At 73.6% G+C, this 20,361-nt stretch carries 13 protein-coding genes; 9 read left to right on the forward strand and 4 right to left on the reverse strand.

Going from position 1 to position 20,361, the window contains the following annotated elements:
• Window positions 1-95: 95 nt before the first annotated feature.
• On the reverse strand, window positions 96-2,312 hold the full coding sequence (locus EDD26_RS07495; RefSeq protein WP_123697135.1) for an NADP-dependent isocitrate dehydrogenase: 2,217 nt from the start codon (window positions 2,310-2,312) through the stop codon (window positions 96-98).
• Window positions 2,313-2,463: 151 nt separating this feature from the next.
• Between EDD26_RS07495 and EDD26_RS07500 the strand changes: the two genes are divergently transcribed.
• From EDD26_RS07500 to EDD26_RS07525, 6 genes are all read left to right on the forward strand, one after another.
• Complete coding sequence (locus tag EDD26_RS07500; protein ID WP_123697136.1) at window positions 2,464-4,014, forward strand: cell division protein PerM; 1,551 nt, start codon at window positions 2,464-2,466, stop codon at window positions 4,012-4,014.
• A gap of 26 nt (window positions 4,015-4,040) precedes the next feature.
• On the forward strand, window positions 4,041-4,664 hold the full coding sequence (purN, locus tag EDD26_RS07505) for a phosphoribosylglycinamide formyltransferase (protein WP_170165572.1): 624 nt from the start codon (window positions 4,041-4,043) through the stop codon (window positions 4,662-4,664).
• Window positions 4,661-6,367, forward strand: coding sequence for a bifunctional phosphoribosylaminoimidazolecarboxamide formyltransferase/IMP cyclohydrolase (gene purH, locus EDD26_RS07510; RefSeq protein ID WP_123697138.1), 1,707 nt, complete (start codon window positions 4,661-4,663; stop codon window positions 6,365-6,367). The genes purN and purH overlap by 4 nt, the downstream gene beginning before the upstream one ends.
• Before the next feature lie 225 nt (window positions 6,368-6,592).
• Entirely contained in the window at window positions 6,593-7,138 is a 546-nt protein-coding gene (locus EDD26_RS07515; RefSeq protein ID WP_123697139.1) for a P-loop NTPase family protein, read from the forward strand.
• Window positions 7,139-7,456: 318 nt separating this feature from the next.
• Window positions 7,457-9,370: an ABC transporter ATP-binding protein gene (locus EDD26_RS07520; RefSeq protein WP_123697140.1), complete on the forward strand. Its 1,914-nt coding sequence runs from the start codon at window positions 7,457-7,459 to the stop codon at window positions 9,368-9,370.
• Window positions 9,367-11,175 (forward strand): ABC transporter ATP-binding protein, encoded by a 1,809-nt coding sequence (locus EDD26_RS07525; protein ID WP_123697141.1) that lies wholly within the window; start codon window positions 9,367-9,369, stop codon window positions 11,173-11,175. Before EDD26_RS07520 ends, EDD26_RS07525 begins: the two co-directional genes overlap by 4 nt.
• A gap of 84 nt (window positions 11,176-11,259) precedes the next feature.
• Here the strand turns inward: EDD26_RS07525 and EDD26_RS07530 are convergent, their stop codons facing one another.
• Genes EDD26_RS07530 through EDD26_RS07540 form a run of 3 tightly spaced genes read right to left on the reverse strand, consistent with a single transcriptional unit; the run spans window position 11,260 to window position 14,231 of the window.
• Window positions 11,260-12,750, reverse strand: coding sequence for an alpha-amylase family glycosyl hydrolase (locus EDD26_RS07530; RefSeq protein WP_123697142.1), 1,491 nt, complete (start codon window positions 12,748-12,750; stop codon window positions 11,260-11,262).
• A gap of 12 nt (window positions 12,751-12,762) precedes the next feature.
• Window positions 12,763-13,209: a GNAT family N-acetyltransferase gene (locus EDD26_RS07535; RefSeq protein ID WP_123697143.1), complete on the reverse strand. Its 447-nt coding sequence runs from the start codon at window positions 13,207-13,209 to the stop codon at window positions 12,763-12,765.
• A 56-nt stretch (window positions 13,210-13,265) separates the two neighbouring features.
• Entirely contained in the window at window positions 13,266-14,231 is a 966-nt protein-coding gene (locus EDD26_RS07540; RefSeq protein ID WP_245989803.1) for a 1-phosphofructokinase family hexose kinase, read from the reverse strand.
• Window positions 14,232-14,361: 130 nt separating this feature from the next.
• Here EDD26_RS07540 and EDD26_RS14685 point away from each other — a divergent pair, with 130 nt between their 5' ends.
• The 3 genes from EDD26_RS14685 to EDD26_RS07550 all read left to right on the forward strand — a co-directional run bounded on the left by EDD26_RS14685 (window position 14,362) and on the right by EDD26_RS07550 (window position 20,317).
• Window positions 14,362-15,045 (forward strand): hypothetical protein, encoded by a 684-nt coding sequence (locus EDD26_RS14685; RefSeq protein ID WP_170165573.1) that lies wholly within the window; start codon window positions 14,362-14,364, stop codon window positions 15,043-15,045.
• A gap of 217 nt (window positions 15,046-15,262) precedes the next feature.
• Window positions 15,263-16,822, forward strand: coding sequence for a DNA polymerase Y family protein (locus EDD26_RS14690; RefSeq protein WP_245990062.1), 1,560 nt, complete (start codon window positions 15,263-15,265; stop codon window positions 16,820-16,822).
• A 93-nt stretch (window positions 16,823-16,915) separates the two neighbouring features.
• Window positions 16,916-20,317 carry an error-prone DNA polymerase gene (locus EDD26_RS07550; protein ID WP_123697145.1) on the forward strand — a complete coding sequence of 1,134 codons (3,402 nt, stop codon included), beginning with the start codon at window positions 16,916-16,918 and terminating at the stop codon, window positions 20,315-20,317.
• Window positions 20,318-20,361: the final 44 nt, after the last annotated feature.

The raw sequence follows: 20,361 nt of genomic DNA on the forward strand, positions 1-20,361 counted from the left end.
TCGACCGCACTATCCAGATCAGTGAGCGCTGAGCGCCGATTCCGCCGGGGAACGGCGAAGGGCCCGGCCGGAGCCGGGCCCTTCGTCGGTGCGGATCAGCGCAGCGGCGCGAGGATCGCGTTCAGCGACGTGCTCGGGCGCATCGCCGCGTCGGCCAGCTCGGTGTCGACGCGGTAGTAGCCGCCGAGGTCGACCGGGCTGCCCTGCACCGCGACGAGCTCCCGCTCGATCGCCTCGGTCTGCGAGACCATCGCCTCGGCGACCGGCGCGAACGTCTGCGCGAGGTCGGCGTCGTCGGTCTGCGCCGCGAGCTCCTCCGCCCAGTAGCGCGCGAGCCAGAAGTGGCTGCCGCGGTTGTCGAGCTCGCCGGTCTTCCGCGACGGGGACTTGTTCTCGTTGAGGAACGAGCCGGTCGCGGCGTCGAGCGTCTCGGCGAGCACGCCCGCGCGGGCGTTGCCGGTCGACTCCGACAGGTGCCGGAACGACTCGGCGAGCGCCATGAACTCGCCGAGCGAGTCCCAGCGCAGGTGGTTCTCCTCGACGAGCTGCTGCACGTGCTTCGGGGCGGAGCCGCCGGCGCCGGTCTCGAACAGCCCGCCGCCGTTCAGCAGCGGCACGACCGACAGCATCTTCGCGCTCGTGCCGAGCTCGAGGATCGGGAACAGGTCGGTGTTGTAGTCGCGCAGCACGTTGCCGGTCACCGAGATGGTGTCCTCGCCGCGGCGGATGCGCTCGATCGCGTGCTTCGTCGCGTCGACGGGGCTCATGATCGCGATCTCGAGGCCGTCGGTGTCGTGCGTGCCGAGCTCCTCCTCGACCTTCGCGATCAGCTGCGCGTCGTGCGCGCGGCCCTTGTCGAGCCAGAACACCGCGGGGGTGGCGGATGCGCGGGCGCGCGTGACCGCGAGCTTCACCCAGTCGCGCACCGCGACGTCCTTCGTCTGGCACGCGCGCCAGATGTCGCCGGGCTCCACGTCGTGCCCGAGCAGCACCTCGCCCGCGGCGTTCACGACCTCGATGCGGCCGGCCTGCTCGACGCGGAACGTCTTGTCGTGCGAGCCGTACTCCTCGGCCTTCTGCGCCATGAGGCCGACGTTGGGCACGGAGCCCATCGTGGTCGGGTCGAAGGCGCCGTTGCCGCGGCAGTCGTCGATGACCACCTGGTAGATGCCGGCGTACGACGAGTCGGGGATCACGGCGAGCGTGTCGGCCTCCTCGCCGTCTGGGCCCCACATGTGGCCGGACTGGCGGATCATCGCGGGCATCGACGCGTCGACGATGACGTCGGACGGCACGTGCAGGTTCGTGATGCCGCGGTCGGAGTTCACCATCGCGAGGCGCGGGCCGTCGGCGAGGCCGTCCTCGATCGCCTGGCGGACGCCGGCTGCGGTCGACTCGTCGAGCTCGCCGAGCCCGGAGAGGATCGCGGCGAGGCCGTTCTCGGGCGAGAGGCCCGCCTCGTCGAGGGCGGCGCCGTAGCGCTCGAAGACCGTCGGCAGGAAGGCGCGCACGACGTGGCCGAAGATGATCGGGTCGGAGACCTTCATCATCGTCGCCTTGAGGTGGGCGGAGAACAGCACATGCTCGTCGCGGGCGCGCTGCACCTGCTCGACGAGGAACGCGTCGAGCGCCTTGGCGCTCATGAAGGTCGCGTCGACGATCTCGCCCTCGAGCACGCGCAGGCCGTCCTTGAGCACGGTCGTGCCGCCCTCGGTGACGAGGCGGATCTGCAGCGTGTCGTCGGCCGGCATCGTCACCGACTGCTCGTTGGCGCGGAAGTCGCCGGCGCCCATCGTCGCGACGGCCGTCTTCGAGTCGGGCAGCCAGGCGCCCATGGAGTGCGGGTGCTTGCGCGCGTACTCCTTCACGGAGCGCGGGGCGCGGCGGTCGGAGTTGCCCTCGCGGAGCACGGGGTTGACGGCCGAGCCCTTGATCGCGTCGTAGCGGGCGCGGATGTCGCGGTCCTCGTCGGTCGAGACCTCGTCGGGGTAGTCGGGGAGGGCGATGCCCTTGCCCTGCAGCTCGGCGATGGCCGCCTTCAGCTGCGGCACCGATGCCGAGATGTTGGGCAGCTTGATGATGTTGGCGTCGGGCGACTTCGCCAGCTCGCCGAGCTCGGCGAGCGCGTCCGACTCCTGCTGGTCGGCCGGCAGCCGGTCGGCGAACGCCGCGACGATGCGGCCAGCGAGCGAGATGTCGCGGCTCTCGACCTCGACGTCGGCCGCGGCGGCGAACGCGCGGACGATCGGCAGCAGCGAGTGCGTCGCGAGCATGGGCGCCTCGTCGGTGTACGTGTAGATGATCTTGGCCATGCGGCTCGAACCCCTCGCGGTCGTGTAGAACGGCGGCCAAGAGCGCTTCGCGCCGGCCGCGCCATGCGCCTCCAACCTACCGCGACCGGGCTCTGGCGGCGCGCGGCGGGGGAGACGGCCGGCGAGCGGATCGTCGGTAGGGTTGCCAGCCGTGCGTCGCGTGTGGGCCGGGATCGGCCAGGCTGTCGAGTCCGCCGCCATCGCGGCGGTGGGCCTCGTCCTGTGCGCGCTCGTGCTGCTCGCCGTCTGGGGCATCGACCAGGGCTTCGGCGGCGACCCGCTGCTGCAGTGGCGCATCGCGGTCGACGCGTGGATGCTCGGCCACGGCGTCGACGTCGGCATCACGCTCGCGCCGGACGCGGTGCTCGCGATCGGCCTCGAGGAGGCAGGGCGCTCGTTCGTGCTCACGCTGGGCGCCTGGGGCATCGGGCTCGTCACCCTCTGGCTGCACTGGCGCAGCGGCCGCCGGCTCGCCGAGCTGCCGCCCGTCGAGACCGGCATCGCCGTCGTCGCCGGCGCGCTCGCGACCGGCGCCGTCGGGCTGCTCGCGGGCGTGAGCGCGCAGCATCCGAGCGCCGCCCCCAACCTCGGCCAGGCGTTCGCGCTCCCGGCGCTCGTCGCGCTCGTCGGCATGGTCGGCGCCCTGCTCGCGGCGCGCGGCCACGACTGGCTGCACGCGCTCGCGCGCGCGCTCACCATCGAGGACGGATGGCTGCGACCGGTGCGCGCGGCGCTGCGCGCGGGGATCGGCGGCGCGGTCGGCGTGCTCGGCGTCGGCGCGCTGCTCGTCGGGATCGGCCTGCTGCTGCGCTTCACCGACGGCCTGCTGCTCATGGAGTCGCTCGAGGTGACGCACCTCGGCGCAGGCGTGCTCCTCCTCCTGCAGCTCGCGCTCGCGCCGGTCGCGATCGTGTGGGGCGCCGCGTGGGCGATCGGCCCGGGCTTCATGCTGGGGCGCGGCTCGAGCGTCTCGCCGCTCGGCACCGACCTCGGCCCCGTGCCCTCGCTGCCGATGCTGACGGCGATCGACCCGGACACGCAGTCGTGGATGCTCGTCGTCGTCGCGCTCCCGGTGCTCGCCGCGGTCGTGGTGGGCGCGTTCGCGCGCCAGACCACGCTCGCCGGCAGCGCCGATCGGCCGGTGCACTGGTGGGAGCTCGCGGCGACCGCGGTCGGCGGCGGCGTGCTCGCCGGCGCGCTGCTCGGCGTCGCGGCGATGCTCGCGACGGGCGCGGCGGGTCCCGGCCGGCTGTCGCTCACCGGCCCGGACGCCGTGCAGGTCGCCGCGTGGGCTGCGCTCGAGGTGGGCGCCGGGCTGCTCATCGGCATGCTCGCCGGCGGCCGCGGCGCGAGCGCGCTCGCCAAGGAGGGCGCGGGCACGTCGATGCGCGACGTGCTCGGCTTCGGCCGCAGCCGTGACGAGCCGGTGCACGATGCGGATGGCGCGGATGACGTGGTCGGCACGGATGAGGTGGCCGACCGCGATGCGGATGCGCCGGTGACCGACAGCTCCGCCGTCGACCCCGACGCGCAGGAGACGGCGGCCGTGGCACCGATGCCGCGGACGACGCGCGACGCCGCGCCGTCCGAGGCGGAGGCAGGGGACGGGCCGGCCGACGACGCGACCGAGCCGCCGCATCCGGAGCACGAGCGGACGCGCGACCCGGAGCGCGACCCGGAGGCTGACCGCCCGATCGGGTGAATCGCCGGGGCCGTAGGATGGAGCACGTGCTGCGCCTCGTCGTCCTCGTCTCCGGCAGCGGCACCAACTTCGCGGATCTGCTCGAGCGCACCCGCGCCGGCCGCGTCCCGGCCGAGATCATCGCCGTGGGCGCCGACCGCGAGTGCGCCGGCCTCGACATCGCCCGCGCCGCCCGGATCCCGACGTTCGTCGAGCCGTTCGCGGCGCCGCGCGAGGCGTGGTCGGACCGCATCGCCGACCGCATCGCGGCGTTCGAGCCCGACGTCGTCGTGCTCTCCGGCTTCATGCGGCTGCTGTCGGCGCGCGCGGTCGCGCGCTTCGAGCCCGCGATCCTCAACACGCATCCGGCGTACCTGCCCGAGTTCCCCGGCGCGCACGGGGTGCGCGACGCGATCGCGGCCGGCGTGACGCAGACCGGCGCATCCGTGATCATCGTCGACAGCGGCGTCGACACGGGTCCCGTCCTGGCGCAGCAGCGCGTGCCCGTGCTGCCCGACGACACGCAGGACACCCTGCACGACCGCATCAAGCTCGTGGAGCGCGACCTGCTCGCGAGCGTGATCATCGACATCGCCGACGGCACGTGCGACCTGGCCGACCACGGCCTCGAGCGACGCCGAGCGGCGAGCGACACGGAGGAGAGACAGTGAGCGGACCCCAGCACGACCCGAGCCTCTACCGGGAGCGCGACCTGGTGCCCTTCCGGCGCGCGCTGCTCTCGGTGAGCGACAAGAGCGGGGTCGTCGAGCTCGGCCGCGCGCTCGCCGAGGCGGGCGTCGAGCTCGTCTCGACCGGCTCGACCGCCAAGATGCTGGCGGATGCCGGCCTCCCGGTCACCGAGGTGGCGCAGGTCACGGGGTTCCAGGAGGCGCTCGACGGCCGCGTGAAGACGCTGCACCCGGCGATCCACGCGGGCCTGCTCGCCGACCTGCGGCTCGAGCACCACGAGGCGCAGCTCGCCGAGCTCGGCATCGCGCCGTTCGAGCTCGTGGTCGTCAACCTCTACCCGTTCGTCGAGACGGTCCGCTCCGGCGCGGCCGACGCCGACGTCGTCGAGCAGATCGACATCGGCGGTCCGGCGATGGTGCGCGCGTCGGCGAAGAACCACGCCAACGTCGCGATCGTCACCGACCCGCGCATCTACCCGCTCATCGCGAAGGCCGCGGGCACGGGCCTCACGCTGCTGCAGCGCCGGGCGCTCGCGCGCGACGCGTTCGCGCACACCGCCGCCTACGACGGCGCCGTGGCGCGCTGGTTCGCGGGGGAGCCGGTCGAGGCGCCCGCCGCGCCCGCCGCGCCGAAGCCCGAGCCGGTCGAGCCGGCCGCGGCACCCGCAGCGCAGGCCGCGCCGGCGCCGGCCGCGGTCGAGGCATCAGCGCCCGACACGTCGAGCGCCACGGGCCTCCTCAAGGCGGTCGGCGCCGCCACGCTCGTCTCGGGCCTCCGCTACGGCGAGAACAGCCACCAGCAGGCGGGCATCTTCGCGCTGCCCGGCGGCGCGGGCATCACGCAGGCCGAGCTGCTGCACGGCAAGCCGATGTCGTTCAACAACTACGTCGACGCCGACGCGGCGCTCCGTGCAGCCTTCGACTTCTCGGAGCCCGCGGTCGCGATCATCAAGCACGCGAACCCGTGCGGCATCGCGGTCGCCGCGGCCGGCGCCGCCGACCCGATCGCGTCGGCGCACGAGCGCGCGCACGCGTGCGACCCGGTCTCGGCCTTCGGCGGCGTGATCGCGGCGAACCGCACGGTCACGCGCGCGATGGCCGAGACGGTGAAGGACATCTTCACCGAGGTCGTCGTCGCCCCCGACTTCGAGCCCGAGGCGCTCGAGCTGCTGACCGCCAAGAAGAACATCCGCCTGCTGCGCCTGCCCGAGGGCTACGCGCGCGAGGGCTCCGAGCTGCGGCAGGTCTCTGGCGGCGTGCTCGTGCAGCAGCCCGACACGTTCGAGGGGTTCTCGTCGCACACCTGGCGCCGCGTCAGCGGGTCGCACGTGTCGGATGCCGTGCTCGCCGACCTCGAGTTCGCCTGGCGCGCCTGCCGATCGGTGAAGTCGAACGCGATCCTGCTCGCGTCGGGCCTCGCCTCCGTCGGCGTCGGCATGGGCCAGGTGAACCGGGTCGACTCGTGCAAGCTCGCGGTCGAGCGCGCGGGCGACCGCGCGGCCGGATCGGTCGCCGCGTCCGACGCGTTCTTCCCGTTCGCGGACGGCCTGCAGATCCTGCTCGACGCTGGCGTCACCGCGGTCGTCCAGCCGGGCGGCTCGGTGCGCGACGAGGAGGTCATCGCCGCGGCGAACGCGGCCGGCATCACGATGTACTTCACGGGCGAGCGCCACTTCGCGCACTGACCGTCGCTGGCTCGCCGACAGGTGGGCCCGCCCGCGACCGGTGGCCGAGCGGGCCCATCCGTCGCGGGTGGCCCCACCCGTCGCGGGCGGCCCCACCCGTCGCGGGTGGCCCAACCCGTCGCGGGTGGCCCAACCCGTCGCGGGTGGCCCAACCCGTCGCGGGTGGCCCAACCCGTCGCGGGACCTCACCACCGCGCGGCGTTCCACGTCACTAGCCTGGCTGCCGTGAGCGCAGGCACCGTCGACGACGTCCGCCGCGCGCGCCGCATCCTCTGCGTCGGCGCCACGGGCGCCGGCAAGTCGACGCTCGCGATCGCGCTGGGGGAGCGGCTCGGGCTGCCGGTCACGCTCGTCGACGATCTCTGCTGGGATCCGCAGTGGACACCCGTGCCGAACGCCGAGCAGCTGCGGCGGGTGCTGCCGGTGATCGCGCAGGACGCGTGGGTGCTCGACACGCTCTGGTCGTCGCACGCGTCGCACGCGTGGCATCGGATCGACGCGATCGTGGCGCTCGACTACGACCGCCACGTCTCGCTCGCGCGGCTGGTCCGCCGCACGCTCCGGCGCATCCGCACGCGCGAGCGCATCTGCAACGGCAACGTCGAGACCCTGTCGAGGGCGCTGTCGCGGCACTCGATCATCGCGTGGCACGTCCGGTCATGGCGCTCCAAGCGGATGCGGATGCGCGCATGGCACGCGGATGCGTCGGCGCCGCCCGTGGTGCTGCTGGCCCGCCCTCGCGACGCCGACCGCCTGCTCGCGTCGCTCTGACGGGCGACTCGAGGCTGCGGGGCTAGACGCACCGCGCTGCGACTGCTTAGGATGGAAGGCTGTCCGCGCCACCCCGACGCGGCCGACCGAGGAGGATGCCATGAGCACGACGACGAACGCTCCGATCGCTGCCGCCCGCGCCCTCCTCGCCCGCACCGACGTCCGCGGACGCCGGTAGCAGGAGGGCCTCGCAGCCCGTCGCGAGCCTCGCTCGCACGCGCCGACCGCCCGAGGTCGGACGCAGCACCACCATCGCGACCCACCGGTCGCACCAGCACCGCGGGCTCACGACGCTCGCGATCGCGAAGGATCGCCCTCATGTCCTCGACGCCCCCGCCCGAGCAGTCCCCGCCCGCCCAGCCTCCGACCGAGCAGCCAGAGACCGCGAGCCACCTGTCCGCGCTCGCCCGGCTGCTGCCGTTCCTGCGCCCGGTGCTGCCCCGGCTCGTGCTCGGCACGGTCGCCGCGCTCATCTCGGCGCTGCTGAGCCTCGCGACGCCGATCGCCATGCGCGCGCTCGTCGACGGGCCGCTCGCGCAGTCCGACGCATCCGCCGTGTGGCCGGTCGCGCTCGCGATCCTGCTGCTCGCGCTCGGTGAGGCGTTCTTCGTCTACATGCGCCGCATCCTCGTGACGCTGCCCTCGACCCAGATCGAGGCGGCGATGCGCCGCTCGCTCTACGGCCAGCTGCAGGCGCTGCCGGTCGCCTTCCACGACCGCTGGCAGTCAGGACAGCTGCTGAGCCGGGCCGTGCAGGACCTCGGCATGATCCGCCGCTTCATCGCCTTCGGCATGCCGCTGCTCGTCGTCAACGCGATCACGCTCGTCGTCGGCATCGTGATCCTCTTCTTCTGGAGCCCGGTGCTCGCGGGCGCCTTCGTCGTGCTCTCCGCGCCGATCGTCTTCGTCGCGCTGCGCTTCGAGCGCCGCTACTTCACGATCTCGCGCTCGGCGCAGGACCAGGCGGGCGACCTCGCGACCACCGTCGAGCAGTCGATCCACGGCATCCGCGTGCTCAAGGCGTTCGGCCGCGGCCGGCACGCGCTCGAGGGCTTCACCGACCAGGCGTCGAACCTGCGCGAGACCGAGATCGACAAGGCCCGCATGGACGGGCACCTGTGGATGTGGCTGACGATCGTGCCGTACGTCTCGTACGCCGTCTGCCTCTTCCTGGGCGTCTGGCTCGCCGCGACCGGGCAGCTCTCGGTGGGCACGCTCTTCGCGTTCTTCGCCGTGGCGATGGTGCTCAACTGGCCCATCGAGTCGATCGGCTTCCTCTTCGCCTTCCTCATCGACGCGTCGAACGCCTCGCGCCGCTTCCACGAGATCGTCGACAGCGAGAACACGATCGTCGACCCGGAGGCGCCGACGACCATCGCGCAGCCGCGCGGCCGGCTCGTGTTCGACGACGTGCACTTCCGCTACCAGGACGCCCAGCCGCACGAGCGCGACCTCGTCGACGGTGCGACGCTCACGCTCGAGCCGGGCGAGACGATGGCGCTCATCGGCATCACCGGCTCCGGCAAGACGACGCTCACCGCGCTGCCCGCGCGGCTCTACGACGTCACCGGGGGCCGCGTGCTGCTCGACGGCGTCGACGTGCGCGACCTGTCGCTCTCGGAGCTGCGCACGCACGTCGCGATGGCGTTCGAGGACGCGACGCTCTTCTCGGCGACCGTGCGCGAGAACGTGCTGATGGGCGTGCCGGATGCGTCGGACGACGTGCTCGACCGCGCGCTCGACATCGCGCAGGCCGGCTTCGTCCGCGACCTGCCCGACGGCCTGGACACGCAGATCGGCGAGGAGGGCCTCTCGCTCTCGGGCGGCCAGCGCCAGCGCCTCGCGCTCGCGCGCGCCGTGGCCGCCGACCCGGCGGTGCTCGTGCTCGACGACCCGCTCTCGGCGCTCGACGTCGAGACCGAGGCGCAGGTCGAGGAGGCGCTGCGCAGCGTGCTCGACCGCACCACGGCGCTCATCGTCGCGCACCGCCCGAGCACCGTGCAGCTCGCCGACCGCGTCGCGCTCATGCGCGACGGCCGCATCGACGACGTCGGCACGCACTCGGAGCTGCTCGCGCGCAACGAGCACTACCGCTACGTGATCTCGAGCCTCGAGGAGGCCGAGCTCGACCGCAGGAGCATCGATGCCGTGACCGGCTCGATGCAGGTGATCGACGTGGACGCGCTCGAGCGCGAGCTCGAGCAGGAGCAGGACGAGGAGGTGTCGCGATGAGCGTCTACGGCGTGCAGGGCGAGGACCGCACCGACTACACGAAGGCCGAGTCGAAGGCCATCCGCGCGCGCTCGCGGAAGCTGCTCGGCACGCTGCTGCGCCCGCACCTGTGGCGCGTCGTCGTCACGATGGTGCTCGTGGTCGTCGCGGTCGCGGCGAACATCGCCGGCCCGATGCTCATCGCCTACGGCATCGACACCGGACTGCCGTCGATCATGGAGCGCGCGGACTGGATGCCCCTGTGGGTCGCCACGATCGCCTACATCGTCGCCGCGGTGCTCGCCGGCGTGCTCATGTACTTCTACACGGTGGGCATCGCGCGCATCAGCCAGACGGTGCTGTTCGACCTGCGCCGGCGGCTCTTCGCGCACGCGCAGCGGCTGAGCCTGGAGTTCCACGAGTCCTACACGTCGGGCCGCATCATCGCGCGCCAGACGAGCGACCTCGAGGCGATCCGCGACCTGCTCGACGAGGGGCTCAACGAGCTCGTGCGCGGGGTGCTGTTCATGGCGTTCACGGGCGTCGCGATGACCGTGCTCGACCCGCTGTCGGGTCTCATCATCGGCATCGCGCTCATCCCGGCGATCATCCTGACCCGCTGGTTCCAGGTGCGCTCGACGCTGCTGTTCCGCGAGACCCGCACGACGAGCGCGCGCATGATCGTGCACTTCGTCGAGACCATGACGGGCATCCGCGCCGTCAAGGCCTTCCGCAAGGAGCCCGCGAACCAGCGCGAGTTCGACGAGCGGGTCGACGACTACCGCGACGCCAACTACCGCACGATCAACATCTTCGGCATCTACGAGCCCGGCATCATGGCGATCGGCGCGGTCACGATCGCGACGCTCGTGCTCGTCGGCGGCCTGCGGGTCGCGGAGGGGTCGCTGCAGATCGGCGTGCTGCTCGCGATCGCGCTCTACGCGCGCAACTTCTTCCAGCCCATCCAGGGCATCGGCATGTTCTTCAACGGCTACCAGTCGGCATCGGCGGCGCTCGAGAAGATCTCCGGCATGCTCGAGGAGGAGCCCACGGTGCGCGAGCCCGGTGCGCCGAAGGCGCTGCCCGAGTCTCGCGGGCAGATCGACTTCGACGCGGTCGAGTTCTCGTACAGCAGCGGCAAGGTCGTGCTGCCCGACTTCGACCTGCACATCCCCTCGGGGCAGACGATCGCGCTCGTCGGCACCACGGGCGCCGGCAAGTCGACGCTCGCGAAGCTCGTCTCGCGCTTCTACGACCCGACCGAGGGCTCGGTGAAGCTCGACGGCGTCGACCTGCGCGAGCTCTCGAACGACGACCTGCGGCGCGCGGTCGTGATGGTGACCCAGGAGGCGTACCTGTTCTCGGGCACCGTCGCCGACAACATCGCGCTCGGCAAGCCGGGCGCGAGCGACGAGGAGATCGAGGCGGCCGCCCGAGCGGTCGGCGCGCACGAGTTCATCATGGCGCTGCCCGACGGCTACGGCACCGACGTCAACAAGCGCGGCGGACGCGTGAGCGCCGGCCAGCGGCAGCTGCTGTCGTTCGCCCGCGCCTTCCTCGCCGACCCGCGCGTGCTGATCCTCGACGAGGCCACGGCGTCGCTCGACATCCCGTCGGAGCGGCTCGTGCAGGAGGGCCTCACGACCCTGCTCGACGACCGGACGGCGATCATCATCGCCCACCGGCTCTCGACCGTCGCGATCGCCGACCGGGTGCTCGTGATGGAGCACGGGCGCATCATCGAGGACGGCAGCCCCGCGGAGCTCATCGCCGCGGGCGGCAAGTTCGCGTCGCTGCACCGCGCCTGGCGGGAGTCGCTGGTCTGAGTCGGCCGGTTGAGGGTTCGCGTCCGAGTTGCCCTGCACTCGGACGCGAACGCTCGACGGGCGCGTCGCGGGCGGATGCGTCGGCTACGGGCGCGTGAAGCGGTCGATCGCGACCGCCTGCCACGGCTCGAGCGCGATGCCGGCCTCGCCGTCCTCGACGCCGATGCGCACGCATCCGGGCCGGGCGGCATCGCAGTACACGCCGTCGGGCAGCGCGGTCGGCACGGCGAGCGCAAGGCGATGCTCGGAGACGTTCACCACGGCGAGGCCGGTGCTGCCGCGCGCATAGGAGACCGCGGCGCCGAGCATGCCGTCGCGCGTGTGCGCCTCCACCGCCGTCAGCGGGGCGTCCACGACGCGCGAGCGCCACGCGACGAGCCCGAGCGTGCCGGGCCAGCGGTGCTGGCACACCCATGCACGATCGTCCCAGCCGTCGCCGGCGACGACGTCGGGGTGCTCCTCGCCCGTGCACGAGGCATCCGCGACCGAGCCGTCGGGCTCGAGCTGCGGCCCCTGGTCGCGGTCGCTGAAGGCGTAGCCGGAGTAGAGCGTGGGCATCCCGTCGTCCGAGGCGAGCATGACGGCGGTCGCCGCCGAGAGCTCTGCGCCGTTGCGGTAGGAGAGCGTCGCGTCGTTGCGCTCGGTGTCGTGGTTGACGATGAAGGTGCGCGCCTGCTCCTCGAGCAGCCCGTACGACGCGGGGGAGAGGTCGGCGAGCGCCCGCGCTGAGCCGTCGTGCACGAAGGAGCCGACGCGCTCCGCCCAGCCGAACTCCCACACGGTCGAGAAGGCGGTGTACTGCTCGGGCTGCACCGGCTCGCCGGCGCCGCGGATGACCTCGCTGATGACCGGCGTGCCCTCGGGGAGCGCAGCCACGATCGCCGCGACGTCGTCCGGGTCGATGTGCTTCGCCGCGTCGATGCGGAAGCCGTCGACACCGAGCGAGAGCAGGTCGTCGAGGTAGGCGCCGATCGTCGCCCGTACGTGCTCCGACTCGGTCGCGAGGTCGGCGAGGTCCTCGAGCTCGCAGTGCTGGATGACGAAGGGCTCGCGGTAGGCGTCGATGTCGTCGTCCGGCGTGCGGTCGCAGTCGTGGAAGTCCGCGCGGTCGTAGACGGCCGCGCCCGCCGACGGGTAGCGGTAGTGCTCGAACGGGGTGCCGGCCCAGCCGGTGCCCGACTCGACGCCCGCCATGTGGTTGATGACCGCATCCGCGTAGACGTCGACGCCCGCCTCGTCGCACGCCGCGGTCATCGCCGCGAGCTCGTCGCGGGTGCCGAGCCGAGACTCCACCCGGTACGACACAGGCTGGTACGACCACCACCACTCCGAGCCGTCGGAGCCGGTGCCGGCGGTCGCGCCGTCGACGTGCTCCTGCGGCGGGGAGGTCAGCACCCAGGCGACGCCCGCCTCGCCGAGCGTCGGGCACTCGGCCGCGATCGCGTCCCAGGTCCACTGGAACATCGCGATCCCGGTGTCGCGGCGCTCGGGCGCGGCGGATGCGCATCCCGTCACCGCGAGCACCGCGGCGGCGCCGATCGCGGCGATCGTGCGACGCAGCACGCCAGCGCGCATCGCCGGCTCTCGTCAGAGCGTCTTGCGCCCGATGACCTCGCCGTACTCGTTCTCACCGATCGGCTCGAAGCCGACGGCCTGGAAGAACTTGCCGGGGCCCTGGTCGCCTTCCTCCCAGACGGCGTAGAGGCTGTCGAAGCCCTGGCGACGGGCCTCGTCGGCGACCTGCTCGACGGTGTAGCTGCCCACGCCCTTGCGCTGCGAGGTGCCGGCCACGTACATCCGCAGCACGCTCGAGCGGTACTCCTCGCGGTCGACCTCGGGGTCGAAGTTCGCCATCACGAAGGCGACCGGCTCGTCGCCGTCGAAGACGACCCGCTGCCAGGCGCTCTGGGTGTTCACGAACTCCTCGAGCCGCGCGTTCGGCGCCAGGAACGCCTCTTGACCCCGCTTGAGGGTCATGCCGTTGGCCGCGACGATGTTGGCCGCTGACAGCTCTTCGAGGCGCAGAGTCTCCATGGCGACACCGTACCAGCGGCATGCCGACGCCGATGTGGCGGTTGGATGAACGGCGGTCAGCCGATCGGGGTGATGCGGATGCGCCCGCCGAGGTCGTCGGGGTCGGCGATCGATCCCGCCTGCGCGGCGAGCACCGCGGCCGCCGACCAGGCGGTCGCCCGCGCGAGCTGCTCCTCGAGCGTCGCGCCCTCGGTGATCGCCTGCGCGATCGCGGCGACGGCGGCGTCGCCGGCGCCGGTGGGGTTGCCCTCGAGCACGAGGTCGAGCGCGGCGTGCCAGGCGCGGCCGTCGGGCAGCACCGCGAGCATCCCCTCGACGTCGAGCGACGCGAAGACGGTGCCGGTGCCAAGGGCCGCGAGGCGGCGGGCGGCGTCGAGCGGGTCGGTGCCGCCCATCGCGTCGAAGAGCTCGTGGCGGTTGGGCTTGACCGCCGTCGCGCCGGCCGCGACGGCGACCGGCAGCTGCTCGCCACCGACGTCGACGAGCACGGGGGTGCCGGCGGCCCTCGCGATCTCGACGACGCTCGCGCAGAAGCCCTGCGGCGTCTCGGGCGGCAGCGAGCCGGAGGAGACCACGACGCGCGCGCCGGCCACCTCGTCGCGCACGATGTCGAGCAGCCGCTCCCAGTCGGCGGCGTCGATCGCTGCGCCGTGCTCGTTGAGGTTGGTCGTACCGGCGGGCGTGACGATCGCCGTGGTGCGCCGGGTGTGGGCGTCGACCTCGATGAGGCGGTGGGGGATGCCCGCGCGGTCGAGGTCGTGCACGAACAGCGCGTGCACGGGGCCGCCGATGGGGGCGATGACGATGGCCGGCTCGTGCCGCTGGTGCAGCACGCGGGCGACGTTGACGCCCTTGCCGCCGGCGCGGGCGAGGCCCGTGGGCACGCGGTGGCTCGTGCCGATCCGCAGCTCGTCGATCGTGTAGGTGATGTCGATCGCGGGGTTCGTGGTGACGCAGAGGAAGGGGGATGCGTCGGGCGCGTCAGCGGTGCGTGCGACGCTTCGGGCATCGGCGCTGGTCACGATGGTGCCTCCTCGTCGCGGTCGATCCCGATCGGATCGGGGCGGCTCGATCATCCCACGCGGGACGTCCGTCGACACGCCGAGCAGGCTTGCCCTGTTCGAACACATGTTCGAAGATAGGAGGATGGGGATGGCGTCGACGAGGCTCGAGCGCCGGGCGGGCGACGACCGCACGGCCACCGTCGACGCGCTCCGCGAGCGGCTGCGCAGCATGCAGCAGGCCGCGCCCCAGCACACCGCGCCCGACCTCGTCGAGCCCATCCCAGCGGGGCTCGACGAGGTCGTGCGCCGGCTCCGCTCCGGTGCCGCCCACAGCATCGAGTCGCGGAGCCTCGCGCTCGCGTGCCTCGGCGCGGCGATGCCGCGCGGAGCGTGGGGCGCCATCGTCGGGATGCCCGACCTGGGGCTCGAGGCCGCCCGCGACCTCGGCGTGCCCATGGATCGCGTGGCGCTCGTGCCGCATCCGGGGCGCTCGTGGCTCGACGTGGTCGCGAGCCTCGCAGAGGCGATGCCGGTCGTGCTCGCCGTCTCGCCAGGGCGGGTCGCGCCGACCGAGGCGGCCCGGCTCGCGGCCCGGCTGCGGCAGGCGTCGTCGACGCTGCTCATCGAGGGGCCGTGGCCGAACGCGGCGACCGTCGTGCGGCAGGTCCGCGCCGAGTGGCAGGGGCTCGCCGACGGCGACGGCAGGATCGCGGCGGGCAGCCTCGTCGTCGAAGCCGCATCGGGCGGGGCACCGAGGCTCGCGCGGATCCCGATCGCCGGCGAGGGGATGCCCGAGCGCGAGCCGGAGCTCGAGGAGCAGCCCGCCGCCTGACCGCGCGGGTCGGCTGCACGCCCCTGAGAGCGGCTCCCTCGGCCCGCACGGACCCGATCCCGGATGGTGGACCCGAGATCTGGGGTCCACCATCCGGAACGAGGTCCGCGAGCGGCGGCGGCTGAGGCGCTCCCGCGGGAGCGACCGCGCACAGCTCGCCCGACGCGCCACGCCGCACCGGCTTGACGCTGATCGAACGTATGTTCGATCATTGAGTGTGGGGATCGAGACGACGAGCAGCGCTGCGGCGCCGCACCCGGTGCGCCTGCGCGGCAGCCGCATCGGCGTGCTGCGGGTGCCCGACTGGCCGATCGTCGTCGCGCGCCAGACCGGTGCGCTGCCCGGTGGCGGCGAGCAGGGCTCGCCGGGCGCCGTCGTGCACGCCATGCGGATCGTCGCGTGCGACGAGGGCGCCCGCGCCGACGGCGTGCGCACCGGCATGCGGGTGCGCGACGCCCAGGCCGCCTCGCCGCTGCTCGCGCTCGCGCCCGCCGACCCGGTGGGCGAGGCGCTCGCCTTCGAGCGCGTCGTGCGCGCCGTGCTCGCCGTCGTGCCGGCGGCCCAGCCGATCGGCGACGGGGCGCTCGCGTTCCGGATGCGCGGGGCCAGCAGGTTCTACGGCTCCGAGCCGCGGGCGATCGAGGCCGTCCGTGCCGCCCTCGCACCGCTCGGCCTGACGGCGAGCTTCGGCGTCGCCGACGACCGCTTCGCCGCGGAGCTCGCCGCGGGCGGCAGGGGCGAGACGATCGTGCCGCCCGGCCGCAGCCGCATGTTCCTCGAGGGGCTGCCGGTGGGGGTGCTCGGCGACGACGAGCTGCCGGGCATGCTGCACCGGCTCGGCGTGCACACCCTCGGCGGCTTCGCGAAGCTGCCCGACGACAGCATCCGCGACCGCTTCGGCGAGGCGGGGCTCGTCGCGCTCGCCCGCGCGCGCGGCGAGGACGACCGACGCGTCGACGCCGACGGGCTGGGGGAGGAGCGCGTGCTGCGGCTCGCGTTCGAGCCGGGCATCGAGGGGGTGCACGAGCTCGCGCTCGCCGTGCGGGAGCCGGTCGAGCGCTTCGTGCGCCAGCTCGCCGAGCAGCGGCTCGTGTGCAGCGAGATCCGCATCGTGCTGCGCGGCGAGGAGGGGCGCGTCAGCGAGCGGCTCTGGCGCCAGCCGGGCTTCCTGCGCGCGGGCGACATCGTCGACCGGATGCGCTGGCAGCTGACCGAGAGCGAGCTCGGCTCGCCGCTCGTCGAGGTGCAGGCGCTCCCGGAGCGGCTCGACGCGGACGCCGCGCACATGCCGGGCCTGTGGGGCGGCGGCGACATCGACGACCGCACGAAGCACGCGCTCGAGCGCCTGCAGGGGATGCTCGGCCGCGAGGCGGTGCTGACGGCTGCGCCGGGCGGCGGCAGGCTGCTCGCCGAGCGCGGCGTGCTGACGCCCTGGGGTGATGCGGCACCGGCTCCCGCGGCGGGGCCGTGGCCGGGCGCGCTGCCGCCGCCGCGACCGACGGTCGTGTTCCGGCCGCCGCTGCCGGTGCGGCTGCTCGACGCGGCGGGCGCGCAGGTGGAGGCCGCGGCGCTCGACGTGCGGGAAGGGGCGCCGGTGTCGTTCTCGCCGCCCGCATCCGCCCGCCGCCGCGTCGTCGCCTGGGCCGGGCCGTGGCCCATCCGCCGCCGCGACCTCGGCGACGTCGTGCACCGGGTGCAGATCCTCGACGGCGAGGGCGAGGCGTGGGTGCTGCTGCAGGCCGACGGTCTCTGGCTCGCCGAGGGCCGCTATGCCTGATCTCCTCAACGTCGCGGGTGGTAGCACGAGCCGCTCAGGCGCTTGAGCGACCACTGGCGACGTTGAGAAGCAGGGAAGGGGAGGAGGGGGACGATGGCCGGCTGGAACAACCCGTCGATGCCCTGGCGCGAGCTCGAGGGCATCCTCTCCGACCGCGACGTCGGCAGCGGCCGCCCGCATCCCGCCGAGCTCGACGAGGCGCGCCGCCCGCGGATCGGCGTGCCAGCGCCCGGCGCCACCACGCCCTACGCCGAGCTGCACGCCCACTCGCACTACTCGTTCCTCGACGGCGCCTCGAGCCCGGCCGAGCTCGTCAACGAGGCGCGCGCGCTCGGGCTCGAGGCGCTCGCGCTCGTCGACCACGACGGGCTCTACGGCGCGGTGCGGTTCGCCGAGGCTGCCGCAGAGGCGGGGCTGCCGACGGTCTTCGGCACCGAGTTCACGCTCGGCCTCGACGCGCCGCAGAACGGCATCCCCGACCCCGACGGCAGCCACCTGGTGGCGCTCGCGACCGGCCCGGCCGGCTACACGGCGCTCGCGACGGCGCTCACCGACGGGTACCTGACCACCGACGCGCGCGGCGCCCCCGGCGAGAAGGGCAGGCCGGTCTTCGAGCTCGAACGGCTCGCCGAGACGGCGGGCGGCGAGTGGATGGTGCTCTCCGGCTGCCGCAAGGGCGGCGTGCGGCAGGCGCTCGAGCGGCACGGCGGATCGGCGGAGGGGGCGGATGCGGCCGGCCTCGAGCTCGACCGCCTCATGTCGCTCTTCGGTCGTGACCGCGTCGTGGTCGAGCTCAGCGACATCGGCGACCCGCGCGACTTCGAGCGCAACCGGGTGCTCGCCGACCTCGCCGAGCGGCGCGGGCTGCCGCTCATCGCCACCACGAACGCGCATGTCGCGAGCCCCGCGAAGCAGCACCTCGGGGATGCGGTCGCCGCGGTGCGCGCGCGCCGCTCGATCGACGAGCTCGACGCCTGGCTGCCAGCCGGTGGGGTGCCGTCGCTGCGCAGCGGCGCCGTGATGGCGCGGCGCTTCCGCGCGTTCCCGGGCGCGGTCGACACGGCCGCCGCGCTCGGCCGCGCCCTCGCGTTCGACCTGCGCGCCGCATCGCCGCGGCTCCCCGACTTCCCGGTGCCGGATGGGCACACGCCGATCAGCTGGCTGCGGGCGCTCGTCGACGAGCGGCTTCCGCGCGTCTACGACACGACCGCCGATGGCCGCCCGACCCCCGAGGTCGCCGCCCGACTCGACCACGAGATGGGGCTCATCGAGCAGAAGGGCTTCGCCGGCTACTTCCTCATCGTGTTCGAGATCGCCGACTTCGCGCACTCGCAGGGCATCCTCTGCCAGGGCCGCGGCAGCGCGGTGGCGAGCGCCGTCTGCTTCATCCTCGGCATCACCGCCGTCGACCCGATCCGCTACCGGCTGCCGTTCGAGCGCTTCATCTCGATGATGCGCGAGGAGGAGCCCGACATCGACATCGACTTCGACGCTGGCCGCCGCGAGGAGGTCATCCAGCACGTCTACGAGCGCTACGGCCGCCGCAACGCCGCGCAGGTCGCGAACGTCATCACCTACCGGCCCAAGTCGGCGGTGCGCGACGCCGCGAAGGCGCTCGGCTACGCGGTCGGCCAGCAGAACGCCTGGTCGAAATCGGTCGAGTCGTACTCGAGCCCCGACGCCCCGGGCATCCCGGCCGCCGTCACCGAGCTCGCGGGCGAGTTCCTGCACGCGCCGCGGCACCTCGGCATCCACTCCGGCGGCATGGTGCTCACCCAGGAGCCGGTCGGCTCCGTCTGCCCGATCGAGCCGGCCCGCATGCCCGGCCGCACGGTGCTGCAGTGGGACAAGGACGACTGCGAGTGGATGGGCCTCGTCAAGTTCGACCTGCTCGGCCTCGGCATGCTCGGCGCGCTCTCGCACACGATGGAGCTCGCGGCCGAGCTCGTGGGGGAGCGGTGGACGCTCGCGTCGATCCCGGCGGAGGAGGCCGGCGTCTACGACATGCTCTGCGAGGGGGATGCGGTGGGCGTGTTCCAGGTGGAGTCGCGCGCGCAGATGGCGACGCTGCCGCGGCTCAAGCCGCGCTGCTTCTACGACCTCGTGGTCGAGATCGCGCTCATCCGCCCGGGGCCCATCCAGGGCGGGGCCGTGCACCCCTACATCCGTCGCCGCACGGGCGCCGAGGCGATCAGCTACCCGCACCCGCTGCTCATCCCGGTGCTCGAGCGCACGCTCGGGGTGCCGCTGTTCCAGGAGCAGCTCATGCAGATGTCGGTCGCGGTGGGCGGCTTCGACGCGGGCGAGGCCGACCAGCTGCGGCGCGCGATCGGCTCGAAGCGCTCGCTCGAGCGCATCGAGGCGCTCAAGGCCAAGCTCTTCGCCGGGATGGCGGCGAACGGCGTCGAGCCCGACGTCGCCGAGTCGATCTACCGCAAGATCGAGGCGTTCGCGGGCTTCGGCTTCGCCGAGTCGCACTCGCTCGCCTTCGCGAAGCTCGTCTACGCCTCGTCGTGGATGCGGCTGCACTACCCGGCGGCGTTCCTCGCTGGACTGCTGCGCAGCCAGCCGATGGGCTTCTGGTCGCCGCAGACGCTCGTGGCGGATGCGCTGCGGCACGGCGTCGAGACGCTGCGGCCCGACGTCGTGCACTCGGCCGTCGACGCGGGCCTCGAGCTGCACGGGCGGCCGGTGCCGCGCGGCGACGACGCGTGCCTGCAGCGCGACCAGCCGCCGGTGCCGCCGAAGGCCTCGGAGTCGCTCTCGGCGCGCGCCCGGCACCGCCGCGACGGCGCGTTCTCGGTGCGGATGGGCCTGTCGAGCGTGACCGGGATGGGGGAGGCCGCCGCCGCGCGCATCGTCGCCGCCCGCGAGGCATCGCCGCTGCGCGACATCCACGACCTCGCGCGCCGCGCCGACCTCGACCGCGGCGAGCTCGAGGCGCTCGCGACCGCCGGCGCGCTCGACGGGCTCGGCGTCGGCCGCCGCGAGGGGCTGTGGCTCGCCGGCCCCGCATCGACCGAGCGCGAGGACCAGCTCGAGGGCTCGCAGGTGAGCCTGCAGCCGCCGCTGCTGCCGATGCTGTCGGCCGAGGAGCAGGTGGCGCTCGACATCTGGTCGACCGGCGTCGCGCCCGACGATCACCCGGTGCGGTACGCGCGGGCGATGCTCGCGGAGCGCGGCGTGCTGCCGATCACGGCGCTCGCAGATGCCGAGCCGGGCCGTCGCGTGCAGGCGGCCGGCATCGTCACGCATCGGCAGCGGCCGAGCACCGCGCAGGGCGTGACGTTCATGAACCTCGAGGACGAGACGGGGATGCTCAACGTCATCTGCTCGAAGGGCCTGTGGGCGCACTCGCGGCAGGTCGCGCGGCACGCGCCGGCGCTCATCGTGCGCGGGATGCTGCAGCGCACCCCGGAGGGCGTGATCGCGCTGCTCGCCGACAAGCTCGACCGCTTCGAGGTGCCGACGAGCGGCTCGCGCGACTTCCGCTAGGACGAGTCGAGGGTTTGCGTCCGAGTGCAGGGCAACTCGGACGC

This window comes from Agrococcus jenensis (genome assembly GCF_003752465.1).
Classification (GTDB): domain Bacteria; phylum Actinomycetota; class Actinomycetes; order Actinomycetales; family Microbacteriaceae; genus Agrococcus; species Agrococcus jenensis.